This window comes from Pedobacter sp. UYEF25, assembly GCF_054061655.1.
Map to the genome: position 1 here is coordinate 1 of NZ_JBSSEL010000031.1, position 20,663 is coordinate 20,663.

At 38.9% G+C, this 20,663-nt stretch carries 20 protein-coding genes; 18 read left to right on the forward strand and 2 right to left on the reverse strand.

Annotated elements, in window-relative coordinates; all coding sequences use genetic code 11:
- Nucleotides 1-135 precede the first annotated feature (135 nt).
- The 13 genes from ACVWYG_RS18420 (at nucleotide 136) to ACVWYG_RS18480 (ending at nucleotide 13,125) form a co-directional block, all read left to right on the forward strand.
- On the forward strand, nucleotides 136-822 hold the full coding sequence (locus ACVWYG_RS18420; protein WP_457272394.1) for a hypothetical protein: 687 nt from the start codon (nucleotides 136-138) through the stop codon (nucleotides 820-822).
- Nucleotides 823-1,119: 297 nt separating this feature from the next.
- Nucleotides 1,120-1,605, forward strand: a complete 486-nt coding sequence (locus tag ACVWYG_RS18425) for a JAB domain-containing protein (protein ID WP_457272396.1) — start codon at nucleotides 1,120-1,122, stop codon at nucleotides 1,603-1,605.
- Between the two features lie 335 nt (nucleotides 1,606-1,940).
- Nucleotides 1,941-2,738 carry a DUF3147 family protein gene (locus tag ACVWYG_RS18430; protein WP_457272398.1) on the forward strand — a complete coding sequence of 266 codons (798 nt, stop codon included), beginning with the start codon at nucleotides 1,941-1,943 and terminating at the stop codon, nucleotides 2,736-2,738.
- Between the two features lie 235 nt (nucleotides 2,739-2,973).
- Nucleotides 2,974-3,882, forward strand: coding sequence for an SDR family oxidoreductase (locus tag ACVWYG_RS18435; protein WP_457272400.1), 909 nt, complete (start codon nucleotides 2,974-2,976; stop codon nucleotides 3,880-3,882).
- A 12-nt stretch (nucleotides 3,883-3,894) separates the two neighbouring features.
- On the forward strand, nucleotides 3,895-4,827 hold the full coding sequence (locus tag ACVWYG_RS18440) for a helix-turn-helix domain-containing protein (RefSeq protein ID WP_457272402.1): 933 nt from the start codon (nucleotides 3,895-3,897) through the stop codon (nucleotides 4,825-4,827).
- A 145-nt stretch (nucleotides 4,828-4,972) separates the two neighbouring features.
- Nucleotides 4,973-5,368 carry a hypothetical protein gene (locus ACVWYG_RS18445; RefSeq protein WP_457272404.1) on the forward strand — a complete coding sequence of 132 codons (396 nt, stop codon included), beginning with the start codon at nucleotides 4,973-4,975 and terminating at the stop codon, nucleotides 5,366-5,368.
- A gap of 100 nt (nucleotides 5,369-5,468) precedes the next feature.
- Entirely contained in the window at nucleotides 5,469-7,628 is a 2,160-nt protein-coding gene (locus ACVWYG_RS18450; RefSeq protein WP_457272432.1) for a TonB-dependent receptor, read from the forward strand.
- A 502-nt stretch (nucleotides 7,629-8,130) separates the two neighbouring features.
- Nucleotides 8,131-8,709: a DUF6252 family protein gene (locus tag ACVWYG_RS18455; RefSeq protein ID WP_457272406.1), complete on the forward strand. Its 579-nt coding sequence runs from the start codon at nucleotides 8,131-8,133 to the stop codon at nucleotides 8,707-8,709.
- Nucleotides 8,710-9,161: 452 nt separating this feature from the next.
- On the forward strand, nucleotides 9,162-9,893 hold the full coding sequence (locus ACVWYG_RS18460; RefSeq protein WP_457272408.1) for a helix-turn-helix transcriptional regulator: 732 nt from the start codon (nucleotides 9,162-9,164) through the stop codon (nucleotides 9,891-9,893).
- Nucleotides 9,894-9,933: 40 nt separating this feature from the next.
- On the forward strand, nucleotides 9,934-10,350 hold the full coding sequence (locus ACVWYG_RS18465; protein ID WP_457272410.1) for a VOC family protein: 417 nt from the start codon (nucleotides 9,934-9,936) through the stop codon (nucleotides 10,348-10,350).
- 343 nt (nucleotides 10,351-10,693) lie between these two features.
- On the forward strand, nucleotides 10,694-11,662 hold the full coding sequence (locus ACVWYG_RS18470; protein ID WP_457272412.1) for an NADP-dependent oxidoreductase: 969 nt from the start codon (nucleotides 10,694-10,696) through the stop codon (nucleotides 11,660-11,662).
- A gap of 3 nt (nucleotides 11,663-11,665) precedes the next feature.
- Entirely contained in the window at nucleotides 11,666-12,574 is a 909-nt protein-coding gene (locus ACVWYG_RS18475; RefSeq protein ID WP_457272414.1) for a helix-turn-helix domain-containing protein, read from the forward strand.
- A gap of 32 nt (nucleotides 12,575-12,606) precedes the next feature.
- Entirely contained in the window at nucleotides 12,607-13,125 is a 519-nt protein-coding gene (locus ACVWYG_RS18480; protein ID WP_457272417.1) for a GNAT family N-acetyltransferase, read from the forward strand.
- 310 nt (nucleotides 13,126-13,435) lie between these two features.
- On the opposite strand, the gene ACVWYG_RS18485 is transcribed toward ACVWYG_RS18480, so the two are convergent.
- Entirely contained in the window at nucleotides 13,436-13,882 is a 447-nt protein-coding gene (locus ACVWYG_RS18485; protein WP_457272418.1) for a hypothetical protein, read from the reverse strand.
- Between the two features lie 78 nt (nucleotides 13,883-13,960).
- Nucleotides 13,961-15,658 carry a glycoside hydrolase family 2 protein gene (locus ACVWYG_RS18490; protein WP_457272420.1) on the reverse strand — a complete coding sequence of 566 codons (1,698 nt, stop codon included), beginning with the start codon at nucleotides 15,656-15,658 and terminating at the stop codon, nucleotides 13,961-13,963.
- A gap of 485 nt (nucleotides 15,659-16,143) precedes the next feature.
- Between ACVWYG_RS18490 and ACVWYG_RS18495 the strand changes: the two genes are divergently transcribed.
- The 5 genes from ACVWYG_RS18495 to ACVWYG_RS18515 all read left to right on the forward strand — a co-directional run bounded on the left by ACVWYG_RS18495 (nucleotide 16,144) and on the right by ACVWYG_RS18515 (nucleotide 20,595).
- Complete coding sequence (locus ACVWYG_RS18495; RefSeq protein WP_457272422.1) at nucleotides 16,144-16,806, forward strand: DUF6597 domain-containing transcriptional factor; 663 nt, start codon at nucleotides 16,144-16,146, stop codon at nucleotides 16,804-16,806.
- Between the two features lie 123 nt (nucleotides 16,807-16,929).
- Nucleotides 16,930-18,069 carry an FAD-dependent oxidoreductase gene (locus ACVWYG_RS18500; RefSeq protein WP_457272424.1) on the forward strand — a complete coding sequence of 380 codons (1,140 nt, stop codon included), beginning with the start codon at nucleotides 16,930-16,932 and terminating at the stop codon, nucleotides 18,067-18,069.
- Nucleotides 18,070-18,474: 405 nt separating this feature from the next.
- The gene (locus ACVWYG_RS18505) at nucleotides 18,475-18,912 is read left to right on the forward strand and encodes an SRPBCC family protein (protein WP_457272426.1); all 438 of its coding nucleotides are present in this window, start codon (nucleotides 18,475-18,477) and stop codon (nucleotides 18,910-18,912) included.
- A 220-nt stretch (nucleotides 18,913-19,132) separates the two neighbouring features.
- The gene (locus ACVWYG_RS18510) at nucleotides 19,133-19,864 is read left to right on the forward strand and encodes a transposase (protein WP_457272428.1); all 732 of its coding nucleotides are present in this window, start codon (nucleotides 19,133-19,135) and stop codon (nucleotides 19,862-19,864) included.
- Nucleotides 19,865-19,902: 38 nt separating this feature from the next.
- Nucleotides 19,903-20,595, forward strand: coding sequence for a transposase (locus ACVWYG_RS18515; protein ID WP_457272430.1), 693 nt, complete (start codon nucleotides 19,903-19,905; stop codon nucleotides 20,593-20,595).
- Nucleotides 20,596-20,663: the final 68 nt, after the last annotated feature.

A 20,663-nucleotide genomic window follows, 5' to 3' on the forward strand; every position in this document is an offset into this window, starting at 1 on the left:
CGTGATTTAAGAACATGAAGAGCCGTATGAAGGGAGACTTTCACGTACGGTTCTGTGAGAACGCAAAGGTGAAATTCCTTTGCGTGACTCGATTAGCGGTCAGCTTAAAAAACGACATAATATGCAGAACTACAAATGATATTTCTATATACAGCTCGCGGAGTATACGACAAAAATTATGACGATGACGGTATGTCTTGGGACAAATACATTGAGTGGTCTAAATTGACGCATTTGATAGAACTTGTTTCGCTTGACGGAATGCTTAATGAAATATTGGTTGAGCCAGATTATGACAATGCAGACGATTGGGATTGTATTCACGTTGTCGAACAATATCAAACGGGTTTTTTCACGACACTTGAGTTTGTTTTTAAAAGGCTAAGACAAAAAAACAAATTCAATTTATTGACAGTCGCTTTAGAACCGGACCAAGATTGCAAAGACTTAAAAATTGACGACTATGAATTTGTTGGTTATGACTTGTTAGACCAAGACTTTGGCATCATTGCTTTGACAAATTGCGGTGGTTTCGATGAAACATTTTTACCAACAGACCTAAACAACAAGGGACTTATTGCCGACTTTGAAAAAGCGTACGACATAAAAAAGCGCCTTTTAGAAAACAACCCAGACGAACATCACGCAGACACAAACGTAATTACAGTTAATACGATAAATATTAATAGGGTTAATGCAGATTGGAAACAATATTTGGTGACAGTAAGGGATCTTGAAAAAGCAACAGGATATAATCTCTTGTCTGCATTGCCTCAAGCAGTTCAAGATGCCGTTGAAACGAAAAGAGATGCCGGAAATTAGGTCGTTAACTTAAAATGAAATTTGTAAATCCTTGGCAGAATGCCAGGGATTTTTGTTTTTTAGGGCTTATCAGCAAAACTTTAATACCTCTTTATTGGCTCGAAAACCTACATATCACCCACAATTTCCGAGTTAAGTTATTTCTCGACATGTTTATTTTTTCATCTCTGTTTTTCTTTGACAGCTAAATTACCCCATTAATTTCCGGTTGTAAAGGGTATATAAACGGCTGGAAAGCCGCCCCTGACTTCCCTCTCAATCTTGGGGTTGGATTTGCTTTATAAAAAGCAGGATACCATGAAAAATTTAACATCTAAAGAGACAAAAAATCAACTTTCAATCCATCAGGTGGCCGAGATAGAGGTAAGCTACCATCCACATTTCAAGGCTTCAGAAAGACCTAAGATAAGTAGCTCGCTAGTCTGTTATGAAATTCTAAAACACAATTGGAACAACAATACCATAGAATATAAGGAGGACTTTAATATATTGCTTCTAAATCGGGCAAACAACGTTCTGGGAATCCACCAAATCTCTACTGGAGGTCAAGCAGGAACTGTAGTAGATCCTAAAATGATTTTTAGCGTGGCACTAAAGGCTGGTGCAGCCTCTATAATTCTCTCTCACAACCACCCGTCGGGAAATTTGAATCCTAGCGAGCAGGACCGGTCAATCACCGGACGTCTAGTTGAATGCGGAAAACTTTTGGATATAAATATATTAGATCACATGATAGTTACCAAAAACGCATACTTTAGCTTTTTGGATGAGGGACTGATGTAAAGTTCCTTATTAAGTTATTCCTTCCGGTCGTTAATTGCATTTTTTATTTACTGTGAATTTGAGCGGGTGAAGTAGGGGAGTGGTCGTTATATTTTGAGCAAAGTATACTTCCAAGCATGACTACTTTTTTTGGTTGAAATAAATAGCATCCAAATTTCTCACAGAAACGACCGTTTGATGATAGTTGCCTTTTTTTAAAAAAAAACTGAGGGATTTTTTTTCTGGCGTAAGTAAATTGTGTCGTACATTTAAATCAGATTGATTGTGGATGAATAATTGTAATATTTATACAAGCTTTGCTGCACGGCTAAAGCTCGCAAATTTAAATTAACCCTATGGATCATTCTTTTTTTATTAAAGTAATTCTAAGTATAATTATTGGGGGCACCTGGGTTGCCTTAAGTACGCTAATTGTAGAGAAGTTCGGGACGAAAGTTGGGGGATTAATCGCCGGATTGCCAAGTACGGTAGTTGTGGCTTTGTTTTTTATAGGCTTAAGTCAGGGGATGGAAAGTGTAATAAAATCTACCACTGTAGTTCCTCTGGCGTTTGCGGCAAATGGACCTTTTATGCTCGTTTATGCGGCCTTGTCCAAAAAGGGGTTATTGCAGTCGATGCTTGCGGCATTATTAGCTTGGTTTGGATGCTCTTATATGATCATCTTATTTCATTTTGATAACTTTAATTGGGGTTTGGCAATCTGTAGTTTGGTTCTGATTGTCTGTACAATTATTTTCGAAAAAATTTTCGCCGCAACTTCAATATCTGGGGGAAAAACAGAATTTAAGACAGCACTACTTTTGGTCAGGGCACTTTTTGCGGGTTTGATAATCGGCGCGGCAGTTTTAGCCTCAAGATTTTTAAATCCATTGTTCGGCGGGATTTTGGCATCGTTTCCTGCAGTTTTTGTATCTACGCTAATAATCTTACACAACAGCAGAGGTGCAGAAGTATCCATTGGTTTAGCTAAATCTTTATTGATTAGTGGTTTTATAAATGTGATTGCCTATATAATCGCTATTAGATTATCATACCCTTCAGTTGGACTCTATTGGGGTACTTTACTTGGTCTTCTAACATCACTGATAACCGCTTATTTTACGCATAGATTTATATTAAAGAGACTTAAATGAACTTTTTTGTTGACACCCCACCTTTTACCGCATTTGGAAGTAGCACATCAAAATGACGGACATCGTTTAGGATCATTAAACCCCGGTTTTATAATAATTTGACGGTAATTAAGAGTACCTGATAAAATATGATCTTTGGTGCTCATCATTCTTAGATTGTGTTACAACCTTCGTAGATTCTGTTATACTTTTGATTAGCGGTTCCGCGTTCTTTGCTGTACAAAAAATTAAAATCATGAAAATTACAGTAACAGGTTCACTGGGCTATGTAAGCACACCGCTCATACAAGAATTAATAAAAAAAGGCCATTCGGTTACCGTCATCAGCAGCGACCCGGAAAAGAAAACCGCTATTGAAGCGATGGGTGCAAAAGCTGCCATCGGTACGATGGAAGACGTAAATTTCTTAACCAAAACTTTTACAGGTGCTGACGCGGTTTATTGTATGCTGGCCCCCTACGGTAATTTTGGAGATCCGGCCAATAATGCCGACGCAGTGATAAAGCGGGCAGATGCAGCCGCTAAAAACTATGTCACTGCAATCCAGCGAACAGGTGTAAAACGGGTTGTTTACCTCAGTAGTATTGGTGCCGATATGGAAGAAGACAGCGGCCTGATTATTATTCATCGCCATGCCGAGGGTACTTTAAATAAACTGCCTGCTGACGTAAATATTTCCTTCATGCGTCCGTCCGGATTTTATAAAAACCTGTTCGCCTTTGTACATGCCATCAAAAATCAGGATACGATTGCTGCTAGCTATGGAGGGTCTGATCGAAACATATTCGTTTCCAATACAGATATCGCCGAGGCAGTCGTCCGGGAACTGGAGTCGCAGGAGCAAGATAGAAAAGTTTGTTATGTGGCAAGCGAAGAACTTACCTGCGATGAAGCGGCCGGTATCCTGGGTGCTGCGATAGGAAAGCCGGATTTGAAATGGGCAACCATCACTGATGAGGAGCAGTTTAATAGCTACAAAGCTTTTGGAATGAATGACAGCCTTGCTTCCGAGTTTGCAGAAATGAATGCCAGTATCCATAGCGGAGAGTTTTATAAAGATTATGACCGTAACAAACCGGCATTGGGCAAAGTAAAAATGAAAGACTTTGCTCAGGAATTTGCCGCTGTTTACCATCAGCAATAACTATCTTTAATCATGTCATCAGCTACAGAAGTACACCGGATCAAATCGATTAGCGAGTTTCATCGTTTAATGGGTTTGCCCAGGCCGGAGCATCCTTTAATTAGTGTAATTAATCTGGAAGAAGTAGAATGGCCTGCGGGAACGAGACCGACTAAACGGGTGCTCGACTACTACACAATATCGCTTAAACGAGGTACTAGTGGTATTTTTAAGTATGGGCAGCAGCAGTATGACGCGCAGGGCGGTGTGATGTATTTTCTGGCACCAGGGCAGGTATTCAGTCCGCCTGTAAAAGACGGAGGAACAAAAACAGCCAAACTATCAGGATGGGGGCTTTATGTCCATCCTGATTTTTTTTGGAACACGCCTTTAGCGAAAAAGATCAAAAAATATGAATACTTTTCCTATTCGGTCAAAGAAGCACTCTGGCTTACGGAAAAGGAAGAACTGGTCATGATCGGTATGATAAAAAGCATACAAAGTGAGTACCTGGCCAATATGGATAAATTCAGCCAGGATATTATTATATCCCAAATAGAAACCCTGCTGAACTATTGCGACCGGTTCTATCACCGGCAGTTCCTGACCCGCAAAATCGAAAACCACCAAATGATTGACCGGTTGGAAGAGCTGTTGACCAAATATTTCAATAGTACCGATTTGTTAATTAAAGGATTACCAAGTGTTCGGTATATTGCAGAGAAACTAAATATTTCGCCTAACTACTTAAGTAGCGTGCTGAAAGTATTGACAGGGCGCAATACCCAGCAGCACATACAGGACAAGATGATCGAGAAGGCCAAGGAAAAGATATCGACCACAGAGTTGTCGGTCAGCGAAATTTCTTACGCATTAGGGTTTGAGCATCCGCAATCATTCAGCCGTTTGTTCAAGGCTAAAACTGGGCTATCACCTCTCGCATTCCGGCAAACCTTTGGAAATTGATTAAACAAAAACCTTCTGATAATGAATTATCAGAAATTACCCGTCCATAAAACGACCGTTTTATGAGAATAAATATTTTTTTTCCTTGATGCTAAACTTGGGCAGATAAAAAATTTTTAGATGCGTTTTGCCTATATTTGCGCCCATGAAAATGTCTATGGTCGGATTATTGTTGAGCAGCTATTTTTTGGCCGGTAGCATAATTTTTCCGTTGAGTGACTTTTCTTTGATTCGGGATCTGCCGGGAATGTACCGTTCTTACAGCGAAGTCCGCTCGGGGCATCCCGACATCTTTGATTTTGTCGGCGACTATCTGCTGCATGGCAAAGAAATTTTTGGCAACAATGCCCATGATGCCCAGCCCAAGAACCCGAGTGCCTTGCAGTTTCAGCACCAACCGACCCTTTCTATCTATTTCTCAAAGTATATCCCCAGACATTTTTCTGATCTGGACACTCCACTTTTTCAAGAACCCCACTATCGCATCACGTACTATCTTTCAGAGTACCAGTGCGAGCACTTCAGGCCTCCTATAGTTTAATCGAATTCATCCGATTTTTATTTCTCCATTTTTAACGTTGGCCAATGCTATGCGCTGGCTACACCATATAACTATATCCATGAAAAGAATCTTCATGTTGATGTTCCTTGTGCTAATTGTACAAGGTGTATCAGCTCAAAACACCTTCCGTGCGAAGGTAATCAATGACCAGACCAAGGCTGTGCTAAATGGTGCTACGGTCACCATCCCCGATTTAAATATTGTATCAAGTGCCGATACAAGTGGCCTGATAGTCATCCATAATATTCCCGATGGCAAATTTGAGATAGAAATTACCTACTTAGGTTTTGCGAAAAGTGAACACGTGTACAGCTTTCCCTTGCAAGATCCACGGAAGATACTTCTCATTAGCCTTGGATCTGCCACAGGTGAGCTGGCGGAGGTGACTGTGCAGACTACGCGAACCAACCAGAACATTCGAGATATCCCTACGCGCATCGAAGCACTCCCGTTGGAAGAACTGGACGAGAAAAGCACGATGAGACCAGGGGACATCAAGATGCTCTTGGGCGAATCCACCGGCATCCATGTCCAACAGACCTCCGCTGTCAGCGGCAACGCGAACTTTCGAATCCAAGGTCTGGATAGCCGTTATACGCAGCTGTTGCAAGATGGTATGCCGCTATATGCGGGATTTTCCGGTAATCTTAGCTTGTTACAGATAAGTCCGCTTGATCTAAGGCAAGTGGAATTTATCAAAGGTTCATCATCAACCCTATATGGCGGTGGTGCCATTGCGGGCTTGATCAATCTGATCAGCAAAGTACCCGAAAAAGAACCTGAACTAACTTTTTTACTGAATGGTACCAGCGCTAAAGGTGCCGACGCGAGTGGGTATTATAGCCAGAAATGGAAGCATATCGGTACTACCATTTTCGGCTCCTATAATTACAATGGGGCTTTTGATCCTGCGAATACGGGGTTGACCGCCATACCCCAGACCAAACGGTTTACCATTAACCCAAAAGTCTTCCTATATCTGGACAAGAATAATTCAGCTTGGTTCGGGCTGAACGCAACTGTCGAAGATCGTTTTGGTGGCGACATGCGTGTGATCGATGGGAATGCCGACAATTTGCATCAGTATTTTGAGCTCAACAAGACCTATCGCTTTTCTACGCAATTGTCGTTCACACATAAGATCAATGAAGAAAGCAAGATCAACTTTAAAAATACGGTCGGCTATTTCGACCGTATGTTGGGCGGGGCGGGATTTGATTTTAAAGGCAGACAACTTTCCTCGTTCAGTGAGCTGAACTATGTGCGGAATGGAGAAAAGGCATCCTGGGTATTGGGAGCAAACTTGATTACCGATCACTTTACAGCGAAGCCTCCGCAAAGTAATCTGAGCTACAGCCAGACCACCGCTGGGGTATTCGCACAGAATACCTATAAGGCCAATAAATGGTTCTCATTAGAGAGCGGCCTTCGTCTGGATGGTAATTCGCCTGCACCTTCAAGACCGTCCTCTGGAATTTTTGTCCTACCGAGAATTAATGCGCTTTTTAAGATTACGGATCATTTGAGTAGCCGGTTGGGTGGCGGACTGGGCTACAAGATGCCTACCTTGTTTAATGATGAAAGCGAACGGGATGGCTATCAGTATATAGAACCTTTAAAGATCGGTAACACTCAGGCAGAACAGTCTTATGGCCTGAACGGAGATCTTAATTACCGCGCTCCATTGGGCGACGAGGCATTCGTTAGTATCAACCAACTGTTTTTCTCTACACGGGTAAACAGACCGCTTATACTGCAGAACAATATTTTACTCAATGCTCCCGGTTATTTGAGCACTCAGGGCGCTGAAACGAATGTTAAGTTGGTGATGGACGAACTGGTCTTTTATCTGGGATATACCTATACAGATACCAGGACACATTTTGATGGGATGAGTATGCGGCAAACATTGACTCCCAAAAATCAATTGAGCTTTGATGCAACATACGAGATTGAGGGTAGTTTCCGTTTTGGAGCGGAAAGTTTTTATACAAGCAGACAGTTGTTATCGGATGGCACTACGGGAAGGGGTTTTGTAACATTTGGCCTGTTGGTTCAAAAGATGTTCAAACATCTGGATATTTTCGTGAACGCAGAAAATCTGACTGATCAACGCCAGACCAAATGGGGCAGTATCTACACAGGGAGCCTAGCTGATCCGAAATTTAAGGATATATACGCCCCTTTGGACGGAATTGTTGTAAATGCGGGGATCAGGATCAAATTGCTGGACAAGTAGTATCACTAAAATGGGACCCGAATGAAACGCATCCGGGTCATGCTCAATAAAGGTTGCCTAAATTAAGTTAGCCCTGGTGTTTACAGGGCTAACTCTTTCAGGGTTAAAGAAATCTATTTTCTATTGAACTTGGGACTATATACGAGTAGACTAAGTGGCCGGCAAGTAACGTCTCCAATTAGGTTAAAAGTATGGTAGCCTAGCAAGCGGTGCGAACTGGAATCTGAACAATGATGTTAAGTTTGTCTTTTTAAGAATCGACATTTAGGAACTAAAAAGGGAATTTGAGATTCTCAATATTCCCCGGTTTTTCCAAGACAATACTTTATAATTTGGCTGATGCAAAAGTTCCAATTACGGCAAAAGATAAATGATTAGGTTTCTCATTGTTGCACCGTTTCTTGAGAGCACATGAAGAACCACCACCTAAAAAACTTAATAGTATTTCCTAAATACTTATATCTTTAATCTCAACTACAGATTGTAACCTAAAAATACTTTTATGAAAGATCTACCGTTTAAATTTCCACAATTTAGCTTTTTGCTCATTATTTCATGTATTTTTCTATCCACGATCATTAGTTGCAAAAAAGCCAAAACAGGAATAAATTCACTGCCACCTGCAACACAAGAGGGAAATGACACCTTTGGTTGCTTAGTAAACGGAGTAGCTTTTACTCCTAAAGGCTCTGCCTTAGGCGGACCCATTTTAAGCAGTTACTACCAATATTTAAACAGCCCAACAGCCCAGGGATATTTTTTTAATGTTTCTGCTTCAAGAAAAAATGGAGGAGAAAATGGAACTGAATCTATAAGTATAAATTCAAATAACAGATCAATTGAGCAAGGACAAACATACACTTTAAAAAACAGTGAATTAAGCGGTGAAATTTATGGGAATTATGGCCTTTTCAAGGGCGCAGAAATCAATAATTATTCTACAACGAATTTTTACAAAGGTGAGCTTAATGTTTCAAAATTTGATGAAACAAATCAAATTGTTTCTGGTACTTTTTGGTTCGATGCTGTTAACGACAGCGGGGAGAAAGTAGAGGTTCGAGAAGGGCGTTTTGTAAAATAATCTTTGAACCTATAAAATTATATCATGAAAAAAACTTACTTTTTTAATGCATTTGTCGGTTTGTAAGGAATTGTTAACTTGTCCGTATAAACAAAATGATCTCTTAATCGGGTACATTTTTTTATAACTTTAAAGAAAGCTTTTTATATCTTTCAAATGTCCAATATACATCTCAAAAAACCCCCATTTTTCGAAACACTCCAATTTGAATTATTAAAGTTCCACCGTTTTTTGAGAATAGAATAATTCGTCAATACTGCCGGAATTCGTTTTGTTAGTATTCTTGAAGGCCGTTTGCGCTAATATAAATTTTAATAGTGTGATAAAGATAAACTATTATTGTCATTGAAAAATCTTACTTAAAATAAGTGTGTAAATGATAATGTCAGGACTATGTTTATGTTAGCAGTAATGTTACGCATAATCGTGTATACGTTAACCACGTGAAAAAAATGAGCGACAACGACAAAAAAAGATTTTCAAGACTGGCTGCAATTTTAATACAGTTGCAGACAAAACGGCTTATTACATCGACAGGTCTTGCTGAAAAATTTGGCGTAAGTGTTAGAACAATTTACAGGGATATCAAAGCAATAGAACAGGGAGGAGTTCCCATTCTGACACAAGAAGGCAAAGGATATTCATTAATGGAGGGGTTTAAAATTCCACCTATAATGTTTTCAGAAAGCGAAGCAAATGCTCTGATTACGGTTGAAAAATTCGTTTTAAAAAACGGAGATAGTTCACTCATCAGCGAATATTCCGAAGCTATCAATAAAGTGAAGGCAGTGTTATTGTATTCAACAAAGCAAAAAGTTGAATTATTGTCGAAAAGAATTGCAGTTAGTCCCGCCACATTGAATACAAACTCAAGTGATTCACTAACATTAATTCAAAACGCTTTGACGGATTTTAGAGTTTTGGAGATAACCTATTTAACGGGAGATAAAAATGAAAACACAGTTCGAAAGATAGAGCCTTTCGCATTGTACTACAGCTCACAGGAAACTTGGACACTTATCGCTTTTTGCCGATTAAGAAAGAACTACAGAATGTTTCGTTTAGATAGAATTCGAAAGATCAAACAAACGGAACTTAGTTTCATACCTCACAAACTAACCATTGAAGAATACTTAGCCGAAAAAGAAAAGAATTTCACGACCCCTGACACACTGTTGTCATAACACCAAATTACTTTTGCTTCCCAAGTTAAAATAGAAAGAAATGAATTTATTATCAATCCGTATTATAACCGCAAACATAGAAGAGCTGATAAAATTTTATGAGCAGGTAACAGGAATTCCTATAGTAAGATACACTCCGGAATTTGCGGAATTAAAGACTCCCACTGCGACCATAGCAATTGGAAGTACCAGAACGCTAGAAGTTTTTGGTGGGGATGAAGTGGCCCAGCCTGCCCAAAATCGCAGTGTTATTATAGAATTTAGAGTTGATGACGTTGAGAAAGAGTATGAGAGACTAGCTGGCTATCTTGAGGGCAACATAGTACAAAAACCAACGACAATGCCCTGGGGTAATAAATCGCTACTGTTTCGTGATCCTGATGGTAACTTAGTAAATTTTTTTACACCTTTAACAACAGAAGCAAAGATTAAGTTTGACGAAAAAAATAACCGTTAGCGCTGAAACCGGTCTGTTATTATGGAAGATTTGTGCAAAATTTAAACTGAGTTTTTGAATCGATCTTTAGTGCAAAATTGCAGTTTCTATTTACGCTACATCGCCAATCCAAGAAACGTTATTTGTACGCTTAGCGTCAGACAGTATTTACACAAATGATAGCTTCTCCTGATAAAGTGGCTAACTTTTCTTCCATGGTAAAAAAAAATAATATTAGCCCAGAAAACTGAAAGAGCCCTCTTAAAAACGTACCTGGCATTTTGGCTAAATGGAAATACCATTTTGGCTAAATTAGATCTTCAACTTTTGCTGACCTTTGTGGTGTCTAGAAAATAAGATATATATGAAAGCTATAAGAATTAATGAATTTGGTGGACCGGAAGTTTTAAAAATGGAGGAAGTTGAACGACCCGTTCCGGCAGGAGATGAAATTTTGGTAAAATTGTACGCAAGCGGCGTGAATCCTGTAGAATGGGTAATCCGTAGCGGAGGAAACGAGTCGCTCCGACAATATTTCACTTTACCGATGACTTTAGGTTGGGATGCCGCAGGGATTGTGGAAGAACTGGGAAGCGCTGTTTCGGATTTTAAGGTAGGTGATTCTGTTTTCGGTATACCAAATTTTCCGGGCGATGGAAGTTATGCTGAATACTGCGCAGCAAAAGCCACGCAGTTTGCTTTAAAACCAAAAAACTTAAGTTTCAATCAAGCGGCGGCTGTTCCATTAGCCGCACTTACCGGCTGGACAGCGATGTTTCATTATGGAAAATTACAATCAGGGCAACGAATTTTAATTCAGGGTGCTTCCGGTGGTGTTGGCGGTTTCGCAGTCCAGTTTGCAAAGGCAAAAGGAGCTTATGTAATTGCTGTTGCTTCTACAAAAAACCTCGAATATTTGAAAGAACTTGGCGCTGATGAAGTAATAGATTACAAAACTCAGAAATTTGAGGATTTGGTTTCCAATGTGGATGTGGTTTTGGAAGCTTCACCAAATCGGGACAATACAGAGCGCATAAAAGCGGTAAGTGTTTTGAAAGAAGGCGGAATTTTTGTGACCGTTAATACAGATTTTCCGTTCGATGATAAATTGATTGAAATCCTTTCAACCAAAAATGTCAAGGGGGAATTATCTGCAAACCAACCGAAAAGAGAATGGTTGGAAGAAATAGCAGCGTTAATTGAAATTGGAAAAGTGAAAGTTGTTGTTAGTAAAGTTTATCCCTTGGCAGAAGTTGCAGATGCTCATCGAGAAAGCGAAACATGGCATGTACAGGGAAAACTTGTTCTGGAAATAAGAAAAGAAGATGAGTAAAAAATGATGCACATAAAAACGATAAGCGAATTTCACGAATTTAGAAATCTTCCGAAACCGGAGCATCCGCTTATCAGTATTGTTGACGTTAGTAAAGTTCCACAAATCAAGGATGAAGAGCCAGAAAACATGATGCTCGATTTCTATTGTATTGCCATAAAAAGGATGGCTAACGTAAAAATGAAGTACGGGCAGCAGGCATTCGATTTTAATGAAGGGATTATGTCTTTTATGGCGCCGGGCCAGGTGTTTAGCATCGGTGTTAACAACGAAGACGAAGTGGTGGAAAAATCAGGATGGGTAATCTACATCCATCCTGATTTTTTATGGAATACTTTATTAGCCAAAAACATCAGGCAGTACGATTTTTGGGACTACTCTCTCAATGAAGCCTTGTTTCTTTCTGAAAAAGAGGAGATGACAATGAATAATATGAGTCTAATCATTCAACAGGAATATAATACCAACCTCGATAAGTTTAGTAAGCATATCATAATTTCACAAATCGAAAGTTTACTTGGTTATGCAGACAGGTTTTATCACCGTCAGTTCATCACACGCGAAAAAGCCAACCATCAGATCCTTGACCGTCTGGAAAAATTGGTTGATGATTATCTCAACAGCAACGACTTAATAAACAGGGGCCTGCCAACAGTGAGCCATATTGCGGGAGCGCTGCATCTTTCGCCCAAGTATTTGAGCAATTTATTACGTATGTTGATAGGGCAAAACTCACAGCAGTACATTCATGATAAACTGATTATAAAAGCAAAAGAAAAATTGTCTACCACCAATCTTACAGTTGGCGAGATCGCATACGAACTGGGCTTTGAACATTTGCAATCATTCAGTAAGTTGTTTAAGACAAAAACTAATATGTCTCCTTTAGAGTTCAGGACTTCTTTTAATTAATAAAGTAATCGAAACACCCAGTTAAAACACCAATGAAAAATTTTGTATTAGAACAAGTAACATTAAACTCTATTGAGCAATTGCAGAAAATTTGTAGCCAAACCTTTTGTGAAACAAATGCCACAACCAGTAGCGAGAAAAATATTAATGAATATTTAGCGGCTAGTTTTTCTGTCGAAAAATTAACGATCGAACTGAGCGACTACAATTCAGAGTTTTATTTTGCAACGATTGATAGTGAGATAATCGCTTACTTAAAAATTAATTTTGGGGAATCTCAAACAGAGTTGCAAGACGATAATGCTATTGAAATTGAACGTATATATGTACTAAATAGATTTCAAGGGCAAAAGGTTGGTCAAATATTCTTCAACAAGGCTGTTGATGTAGCAAAAGAACGAAATGCAGCATATATTTGGTTAGCCGTTTGGGAAAAGAATTTGAGTGCCATAGGTTTTTATAAGAAAAACGGTTTTGAAGAATTCGACAAACGACTCTTTAAATTGAGTGACGATGAACAGATAGATTTAATGTTAAAACTAAGAGTATAGACACGTATGAGGCGACACTATTTTTGCCTCCTTATTTAACAAAGAGGGGTTGCAGGGCAGCTCCTTTTACCTTAGTAATTTTCTAGAAGGAAAGCCAAAAATTTCAGAGTTAAATTTATATTTTAAAATAAATCCAAGTTGTAAAAGGCTTAAAAATCTTCTTTTTAAAAACAATAGGAAGGTTCCCAAATTTTAAAAGCATGCCATATTCCATAAATTTTTAATATAGAAGTGCAACACCCTAAAATTTAATTTAGCTGAAATTACTGTTCGTAAATATTTTTACTAAAAAACAGCACGTTCTTTACAACTATTCATTACTAATCTGGTTTATGCCGACATCAATAACCTGATCGCCGTAATCTTGATGCCCATGGACGGAAATCAGATTTTTACCGCCCAGAATAATTGCTTTTTTTGCGGCCGTCGAGATGGGTATAATGACATAGCCTTTTGATGCACCTGTTAAAGATGCAGCTAAAACGCCGTTTAAATAAATTTCACAACCATCATCATTATAAACTGTAAATTGAAGTTTATCATGACTAACACAAGAGCTCAGTTCAAATTCCTGACGTAACCAAATGTCATGACTTGTCCAGTTGGTACCGATCACGGCACCTGGCGCGCCGGCATTCCCGAAACTACCAGGAGAAGACTGCCATTTGCCGTCATCAAAATTTGGAGCATACCAATCATCTGTTGGTTTTTCGAGTGTATATTTCCAAACAACCGGTTTTTTAATTGATGCAGGCAAAACACTTTTTAAATAAATTTTATCATTAATGGTTTTCTTATTAGATGCCTTAATCTTGGCGGGATCAACTTTAACAACTTAACGATCATATGTCAATAAGCCATTAAGTTCACCCTCAACGTCCGTTATTTCCGTATAAACGGCAGCGCTGAGGCCATTGTTAGTTTTATAAATTGCAAGGTCGGTCGCAAATTCATCAAACAAATCTGTAAACTTCTTCTCATTATCAATCATTACATAGGTGTTACCTTCTCGCCAAACATGACCTGGAAAAATGTAGCCAATGCCGCCGTATTCGCCACACGCCAATGTCTGCGTAGTGCTAAATGGCACTCCAGGAGCAGGGTAGTTATGAATATCTAGCACATCTCCCACCCCGAAATGCTCCCACCCGCTGCCTTGGTTTATCAAACGGGTGGTATCTAGTTTGCGTACTTGCCTTACATAGCCTGCAGTATTGTGCTGTCCTTGCGCTTCATTGAAAATTACCCAACTTACAATAGAAGGCGAATTCCAATGTTTTTTGATCATTTTTTCTAACTGTGAACGGAAAGCAGCGGTATCTACCGGAGGCGGGGTTTTGCTGGTGTAAGAGTTGGGCGAAGGCATATCTTGCCAGACCATTAAACTTAACTTATCTGCCCAATAGTACCAACGATCTGACTCTACTTTGATATGTTTCCGCAACATGTTAAAGCCAAATTTTTTGGTCATTTCCAAATCGTATCTGAGCGCCTCATCTGTTGGTGCAGTATAACCACCATCTGGCCAAAATCCTTGATCCAAAGGCCCAATCTGAAAAAGAAATTTGTTGTTAAGAAACATTTTTTTGAATCCGCCTTCTTCGCCAATGCTTATTTTTCGCATCCCGAAATAGCTCTTTATTTCATCAATATTCTTGCTGGCATTTTTTAAATTGATCGTCAAATCATATAAAAATGGACTATCAGGCGACCATAATTTAGGATTTTTAATCGGAATGGTAATTTCTTCATTTGCAATGCCTTTAATATTTTGAATAATTTTCGAACCCTCTTTTACTGTCAAAACAACCGGGTGATTACCTGCACTACTATTAACTATAATTTTAACAATAGCCCGATCTATGTCTGGTACAATTTTTAAATTATCTATATGGGTGACCGGGACAGGTTCCAGCCAAACGGTTTGCCAAATCCCGGTAACAGACGTGTACGTTATCCCGCCGGGCCTGAGTGTTTGCTTTCCGCGAGGAAAACCGCCGTTATCAGTCGGATCGAAAACCCTCACGGCAATATCCTGTTTACCAGTTTTTTTCAAAGCAGTTGAAATATCATAAGTAAATGAATCATAACCGCCAGAATGTTTACCTAAACTTTTTCCGTTTATAAAAACCTCGGCTTCGTAATCTACCGCGCCAAAATGAACTAGAATTCTCTCCCCTCTCCAACTTGCTGGAATTACAAATTTACGGCGGTACCAAATCGCTTCGTGATGCTCCATAACTCCTGAAAGAGCAGACTCTACCGAAAAAGGAACCAGTATGGAACTAAGCAATTTACCATTTGGCAAAGCCTGATTTTTATCACTAGCGGGTTGATACTGCCAAACTCCATTCAGATTGAGCCATTTTTCTCGAACCAATTGAGGCCTTGGATATTCTGGCAATACTTTATCGGGGTTAACATCTTTGGCAAACTTGCTCATAAGCGCCGCTTGTTTGGGTTGCCATTGTTGAGCGAATAAAATTGACGGAAAGCAAACGACAGCCAATACTAGAAATAATTTTATATTCATATCAGTTGTTGAAAATCAAAATTGAGATTTAGGATAAAGATATTATTATTATCCGTACTGCTGCCTATCTAGCATTCACTTCGGAAAGAAATCTAAAAAACATTGTTTAATTATACCCTGCTCTAAGAGATAAAAGATCTTTCGACTCAAAAATTTTATCATAAAACCCCGGTTTTTCTGAGAAAGTTCAATTTTGAATTACTATTATTCCACCGTTTTTATGAGATGGTAATTGTTTTTATTACTAATTTAGTTTTTAAAAGAAAATTTTGTTTATACCTTGTATTGTGGTCGTTTACGCAATTCAGAATCATTTTAATAGAAGCCTACCGAATATTTGAGATATTTAAAATCTTATGATAGATTTGGTTAATTTTATGAAAATATATTCTATGGTACAGCGCGTATTTACTAGTTAGCGACAAATTTTACCCCCAACACTCTACAAAATATTTAAGAATTTTGCAATTAAACATGAACAGGGTATGCTGATAAATGAAATTGAATGTAAGACGTGGAATCCACCGGAATACCTTAAGGATTTTGTTGAGAACATTTGGATGTTTACCAACCCCACCCATATCGACCATCCAATAGTAAATTTACCAGATGGCAAGTTTGATATTATTTTTTCTCTCATTAACAAAGTAAACTTTCAAGCTACCATTAAAGGTTTGGATACTGAGCCCGCCCACACGATTATCACTTCGGATTCTATATTTTTTGCTGTAAGTTTTAAATTATTAGCTGTAGAATATTTGTTAGAAGAAAAAGTAGATTCTATCATCAATAAAGGAACATTGTTACCAAATGGCTTTTGGAATATTGAAAAACAGGACCTGGATAATTTTGCAATGTTTTGCGAAAAGGTTTCATCTAAAATTTTAACGCTCATAAAGCCTTGTATCGACAATAGAAAGCAAAGATTATTCGATTTGATTTATTCCTCCAATGGCACTTTAAGCGTCAAAGAACTGTCCAGAAAAGTGTATTGGAGTAGCCGCCAAATTAACCGCTATTTCAATCAAACCTTTGGCATTTCCCTAAAAACATACTGCAACATTTTCCGTTTTAAAACTTCTTTACATCATATAAAAAAGGCAAATTATTTCCTGAACTCAACTTTACCGACCAAACTCATTTTATAAAAGAAGTGAAAAAAATGTCGGGAGTTACCCCAAAAGAACTTTTTAAAAACAAAAACGACCGATTTATACTATTATCTGCATTGCCGCAAACATAATTTTGCATCTCAAATAAATTATGAGGGCATGAATGGTAAAATAATAATTATAGGTGCAGGTATTGGCGGATTGAGCCTTGCAGTACAGCTAGCCGAAAATAATATTGCTTGTGTAGTTCTTGAAACAAGAACTAATTTCGACGGCCCTACGAGTGGCGTGAGAGTTTCCGGACAAGGCGTAAGAATTTTTGAAAAGATGGGTATCAAAAACATCGGCGAACAAACCAAAAAAGTAATCATGCACTCTGTCGGTTTAGTAACCAAATTTAAAGATTCAATTACCGAAGAAAAAAGTTCCGCGATAATGGTTACAAGACTTGCTGTACACGAAAAACTGATGGAAAAAGCAAAGTCCTATCGAATTGAGATTATTACCGGTTTTAAGTTAATTAACGCAACAGAATATTCAGATAAAGTCGAAGTGATGTCGGAAAATGGACGAATAATTACCGGGAAATTTCTTGTGGGAGCAGATGGAGTGGGTTCAATAGTAAGAAAAATATTAAATCCGGAATTAGCCTCAACTAAAACATATGCGGGTTATGTCGGGGTTGGTTTATTAGCGCCCGACGATATGAAAATAGAAATGGCGCTTTATAATAGCGTCGGTCACAACGTGGGAATTGCTTCGATTGGCAAAATAAATTCTACTAACAGAAAAAAACATGTTTTCCTATGGACCCATATTCACATTCCGGAAGATGGGGCGAAAAAATTGACCGATGAAGGTGTCGAGAAAATGCTTGGGGCGGCTTCTAAAAGTTGGAACAAAGAATTAAGAAATCAATTTAAAAGGTATGTATCTGATCCCGAAAGAATACTTGCCTTTGGTGCGGTCTATAATGGCAAAGCGCCAGGTTCCTGGTATAGCGACAGAATGATTTTGATCGGTGATGCGGCGCATCCGTACGGACCGGGAGGTCAGGGAATAAGTATGGCGTTGAAAGATTCAGAAGCTTTGTGCGATATGTTTGTTTTAGGTATTAATGAAGAAAAAAAAGCTAATTTTCAAAGAGATCGTAGCGAAGAGTCTAAATTGCTCGGCGAATCTGCAGAAGCACGAAACAGTCTGGAAAATCAACATAAATCACATTTTGGAATTTTTCTTAGCGGTATTGTTATGAAATTTTTTCATTTACTCCATGGCGGGGTAATAAAATCTTTTTAAAGAAATTCCCCATTTCGCTTTTATTATTATGTTTAATCATTAAATGTTTGCAAGAATATTTTTCACCTTTACATTGTCAACGATTACAATGAACGAATGTGAGCGGTGTAACTTTTCATCTCGGCTTGATTGCCTCTAACTTAGTGAAAACTGTACCACTTTTAATGAAAATAATAGCATCAGTCTTTAAACCTTTCGAGAAGAAAGATTGTGAAATTCGGACATTTTTGTCGCTAGAGGATAATGTAGAAAACGGCGTTTTCTATGATGACAAAAAAAAATAATACTTTTGAATGAAAAGTATGGTTCACCTTTGGAAGCCAAGATGTGGGCTGAGAGTGCAGACTCAACCAGAAAGTATTTTGAGTGAGAACCTTTGCGTTAAATATTTAAATCTTAATAGTAATGGCAATAGAAATCAGAACAGAAATCTTAATAAACGCATCTTGTGAAAAAATATGGTTAATCATAGCTGACTTTGGCAACTATCGAAAATGGAACCCGTTTATAACGTCAATAACCGGTAATGTAAAAGTGGGCAATAAAATAACGGTGCGCATTGAACCGCCTGGGGCAAAGGGGTCAACATTTAAACCAATGGTGTTGTCATTCATACCCAACAAGGAATTAAGCTGGTTGGGACAATTATTATTCACAGGCATTTTCGACGGAACCCATAAGTTGGAACTGATTGACAATACAAATGGGACGGCCACCTTTAAGCAAAGCGAAATATTCAGGGGGATACTTGTTCCATTTTTCAAACAGCAACTTGAGAACAATACGAAACTAGGTTTTGAAGAAATGAACAACAAATTGAAAGAACTGGCCGAACAGAAATAATTTTAATCAACCATTCGTTGTAACTACCAATACCTAAGGATTTTCGATTGTTTTTGTGAACTTTACCAATAATTTATCAATTTTCTTTACCGCTATTTTGCAGACATTGAAGATCTAGGTATTAAATCCCTGTTTCAAAAAACCCCCGTGGCTGTTGCAGAACTCCAATAAACATCACTTTTTGCTTTTATAAGTTTGCGAAAATTCGTAAATTAAGGGCATGCAAGGCAGAAAGGATTATACCGAAAAACTCTTTATCAGCTTCCAGTTGTCTAACCGGATTCCAAAGGAAAATCTATACAGAAGGCTTCGCGAAACGCTTGATCTGAGTTTTTTGTACAGGGATACGAAGGAGCTTTATGGCAAGACAGGCAACCCTTCAATCGATCCGGTGGTCTTTTTCAAGCTACTGCTTACGGGATACCTTGAGAATATCACCTCCGACCGTAAACTGGTTGAACATTGCGGCATGCGGATGGACGTATTGTACTTTCTTGGTTTTGACATGGACGAAGAGCTACCTTGGCATTCAACTATCAGCAGAACGAGACAACTTTATCCGACGTCTCTTTTTGAAACCTTGTTCAACAAAGTATTCGCATTGTGTATCGACAGCGGAATGGTCTCTGGCCATACCCAGGCAATTGATTCTGCTCCGATCAAGGCCAATGCATCTATGGAAAGTGTGGTACTGAAAGTACCGGCTACCTCTGTAGACAACCACTTGAAAAAAGCGTCGGAAGAAAACTGGGAAACCAATAAGAAATCTGATAAAACTGTATCTCCGGTGCAAGTGACCGCGCCCGAGCATCACTTAAAACGTTTAGAAAAACATCATCAAAACCTACGGGAAAACCCAGTTGGCGCTGTTGGTGCGTCCCACGAAAAGCACAGCTGCTTAGCAACAAGACGCACTATGATCCCCACGATCCAGATGCCAGAATATCCATAAAGCCAGGTAAGGCGCGAAAAATGAACTATCACTGCAGCATGGCGGTAGATACCGCCGAAGGTGTAATCTCTCATGTCCAGGCAGATTTTGCAGATGGCAGGGACAGTCAATATCTAACCAGTATTTGCGGTCAGGTCCAGACACGCCTGAAAAAGAACGAACTTATAATGACTGATCTTCTGGCGGATGCTGGTTACTCCAATGGATCCAATTACAAATTTCTCGAACAAAAAGGCATTACCGGATGGATCCCAGTGTTTAGAAAATACAAACATGAAATTGAAGGCTTCCCCTACAACAAGGAGAAAGATGAATATACCTGCCCCATGGGTAAATCGCTGCCATTTAAGGGATTCCATACCAATCTGGACGGCACCGTGTTAAAGAACTATTGGGCAGCTCCGAAAGAGTGCAAGGTTTGCCCCAAGCAATCTACTTGGCCAAAAAAAGCGATATTTAAGAAAATCACAAGAACTGTGTTTGATGAACAATATTCCAGAGCATATGTGCGGCAGCAAACTAAAAGAGGCAGACAGATGAAAAAACTGAGGCAAAGCACGGTAGAGCCTGTCTTCGGCAGTTTGACCCAGTTCTATGGTCTGAGAAAAATAGGTGTGCTGGGCAAAGCGGGCGCCCATAAAGTCATGCTCATGGCGGCGATAGCATTCAATCTCAAAAAGCACCTTAAGAAAGGAGGAAGGAAACCCAATGCCATTAAGTTAAGGACTTGAAGGCTTTACTTTTACAGGAAATCATTGTTGCATTATGCCTGTAAACATTAAAATCATTAACGACCTAA

What these genes read in the sequence shown, in the direction of transcription:
- ACVWYG_RS18465 (WP_457272410.1), top strand. Translation starts at nt 9,934, where the DNA reads ATGAATTTATTATCAATCCGTATTATAACCGCAAACATAGAAGAGCTG.
- ACVWYG_RS18440 (WP_457272402.1), top strand. Translation starts at nt 3,895, where the DNA reads ATGTCATCAGCTACAGAAGTACACCGGATCAAATCGATTAGCGAGTTT.
- ACVWYG_RS18435 (WP_457272400.1), top strand. Translation starts at nt 2,974, where the DNA reads ATGAAAATTACAGTAACAGGTTCACTGGGCTATGTAAGCACACCGCTC.
- ACVWYG_RS18505 (WP_457272426.1), top strand. Translation starts at nt 18,475, where the DNA reads ATGGCAATAGAAATCAGAACAGAAATCTTAATAAACGCATCTTGTGAA.
- ACVWYG_RS18500 (WP_457272424.1), top strand. Translation starts at nt 16,930, where the DNA reads ATGAATGGTAAAATAATAATTATAGGTGCAGGTATTGGCGGATTGAGC.
- ACVWYG_RS18515 (WP_457272430.1), top strand. Translation starts at nt 19,903, where the DNA reads ATGGCGGTAGATACCGCCGAAGGTGTAATCTCTCATGTCCAGGCAGAT.
- ACVWYG_RS18460 (WP_457272408.1), top strand. Translation starts at nt 9,162, where the DNA reads ATGAGCGACAACGACAAAAAAAGATTTTCAAGACTGGCTGCAATTTTA.
- ACVWYG_RS18510 (WP_457272428.1), top strand. Translation starts at nt 19,133, where the DNA reads ATGCAAGGCAGAAAGGATTATACCGAAAAACTCTTTATCAGCTTCCAG.
- ACVWYG_RS18480 (WP_457272417.1), top strand. Translation starts at nt 12,607, where the DNA reads ATGAAAAATTTTGTATTAGAACAAGTAACATTAAACTCTATTGAGCAA.
- ACVWYG_RS18420 (WP_457272394.1), top strand. Translation starts at nt 136, where the DNA reads ATGATATTTCTATATACAGCTCGCGGAGTATACGACAAAAATTATGAC.
- ACVWYG_RS18445 (WP_457272404.1), top strand. Translation starts at nt 4,973, where the DNA reads ATGAAAATGTCTATGGTCGGATTATTGTTGAGCAGCTATTTTTTGGCC.
- ACVWYG_RS18470 (WP_457272412.1), top strand. Translation starts at nt 10,694, where the DNA reads ATGAAAGCTATAAGAATTAATGAATTTGGTGGACCGGAAGTTTTAAAA.
- ACVWYG_RS18430 (WP_457272398.1), top strand. Translation starts at nt 1,941, where the DNA reads ATGGATCATTCTTTTTTTATTAAAGTAATTCTAAGTATAATTATTGGG.
- ACVWYG_RS18495 (WP_457272422.1), top strand. Translation starts at nt 16,144, where the DNA reads ATGCTGATAAATGAAATTGAATGTAAGACGTGGAATCCACCGGAATAC.
- ACVWYG_RS18425 (WP_457272396.1), top strand. Translation starts at nt 1,120, where the DNA reads ATGAAAAATTTAACATCTAAAGAGACAAAAAATCAACTTTCAATCCAT.
- ACVWYG_RS18450 (WP_457272432.1), top strand. Translation starts at nt 5,469, where the DNA reads ATGTTCCTTGTGCTAATTGTACAAGGTGTATCAGCTCAAAACACCTTC.
- ACVWYG_RS18455 (WP_457272406.1), top strand. Translation starts at nt 8,131, where the DNA reads ATGAAAGATCTACCGTTTAAATTTCCACAATTTAGCTTTTTGCTCATT.
- ACVWYG_RS18475 (WP_457272414.1), top strand. Translation starts at nt 11,666, where the DNA reads ATGATGCACATAAAAACGATAAGCGAATTTCACGAATTTAGAAATCTT.
- ACVWYG_RS18490 (WP_457272420.1), bottom strand. Translation starts at nt 15,658, where the DNA reads ATGAATATAAAATTATTTCTAGTATTGGCTGTCGTTTGCTTTCCGTCA.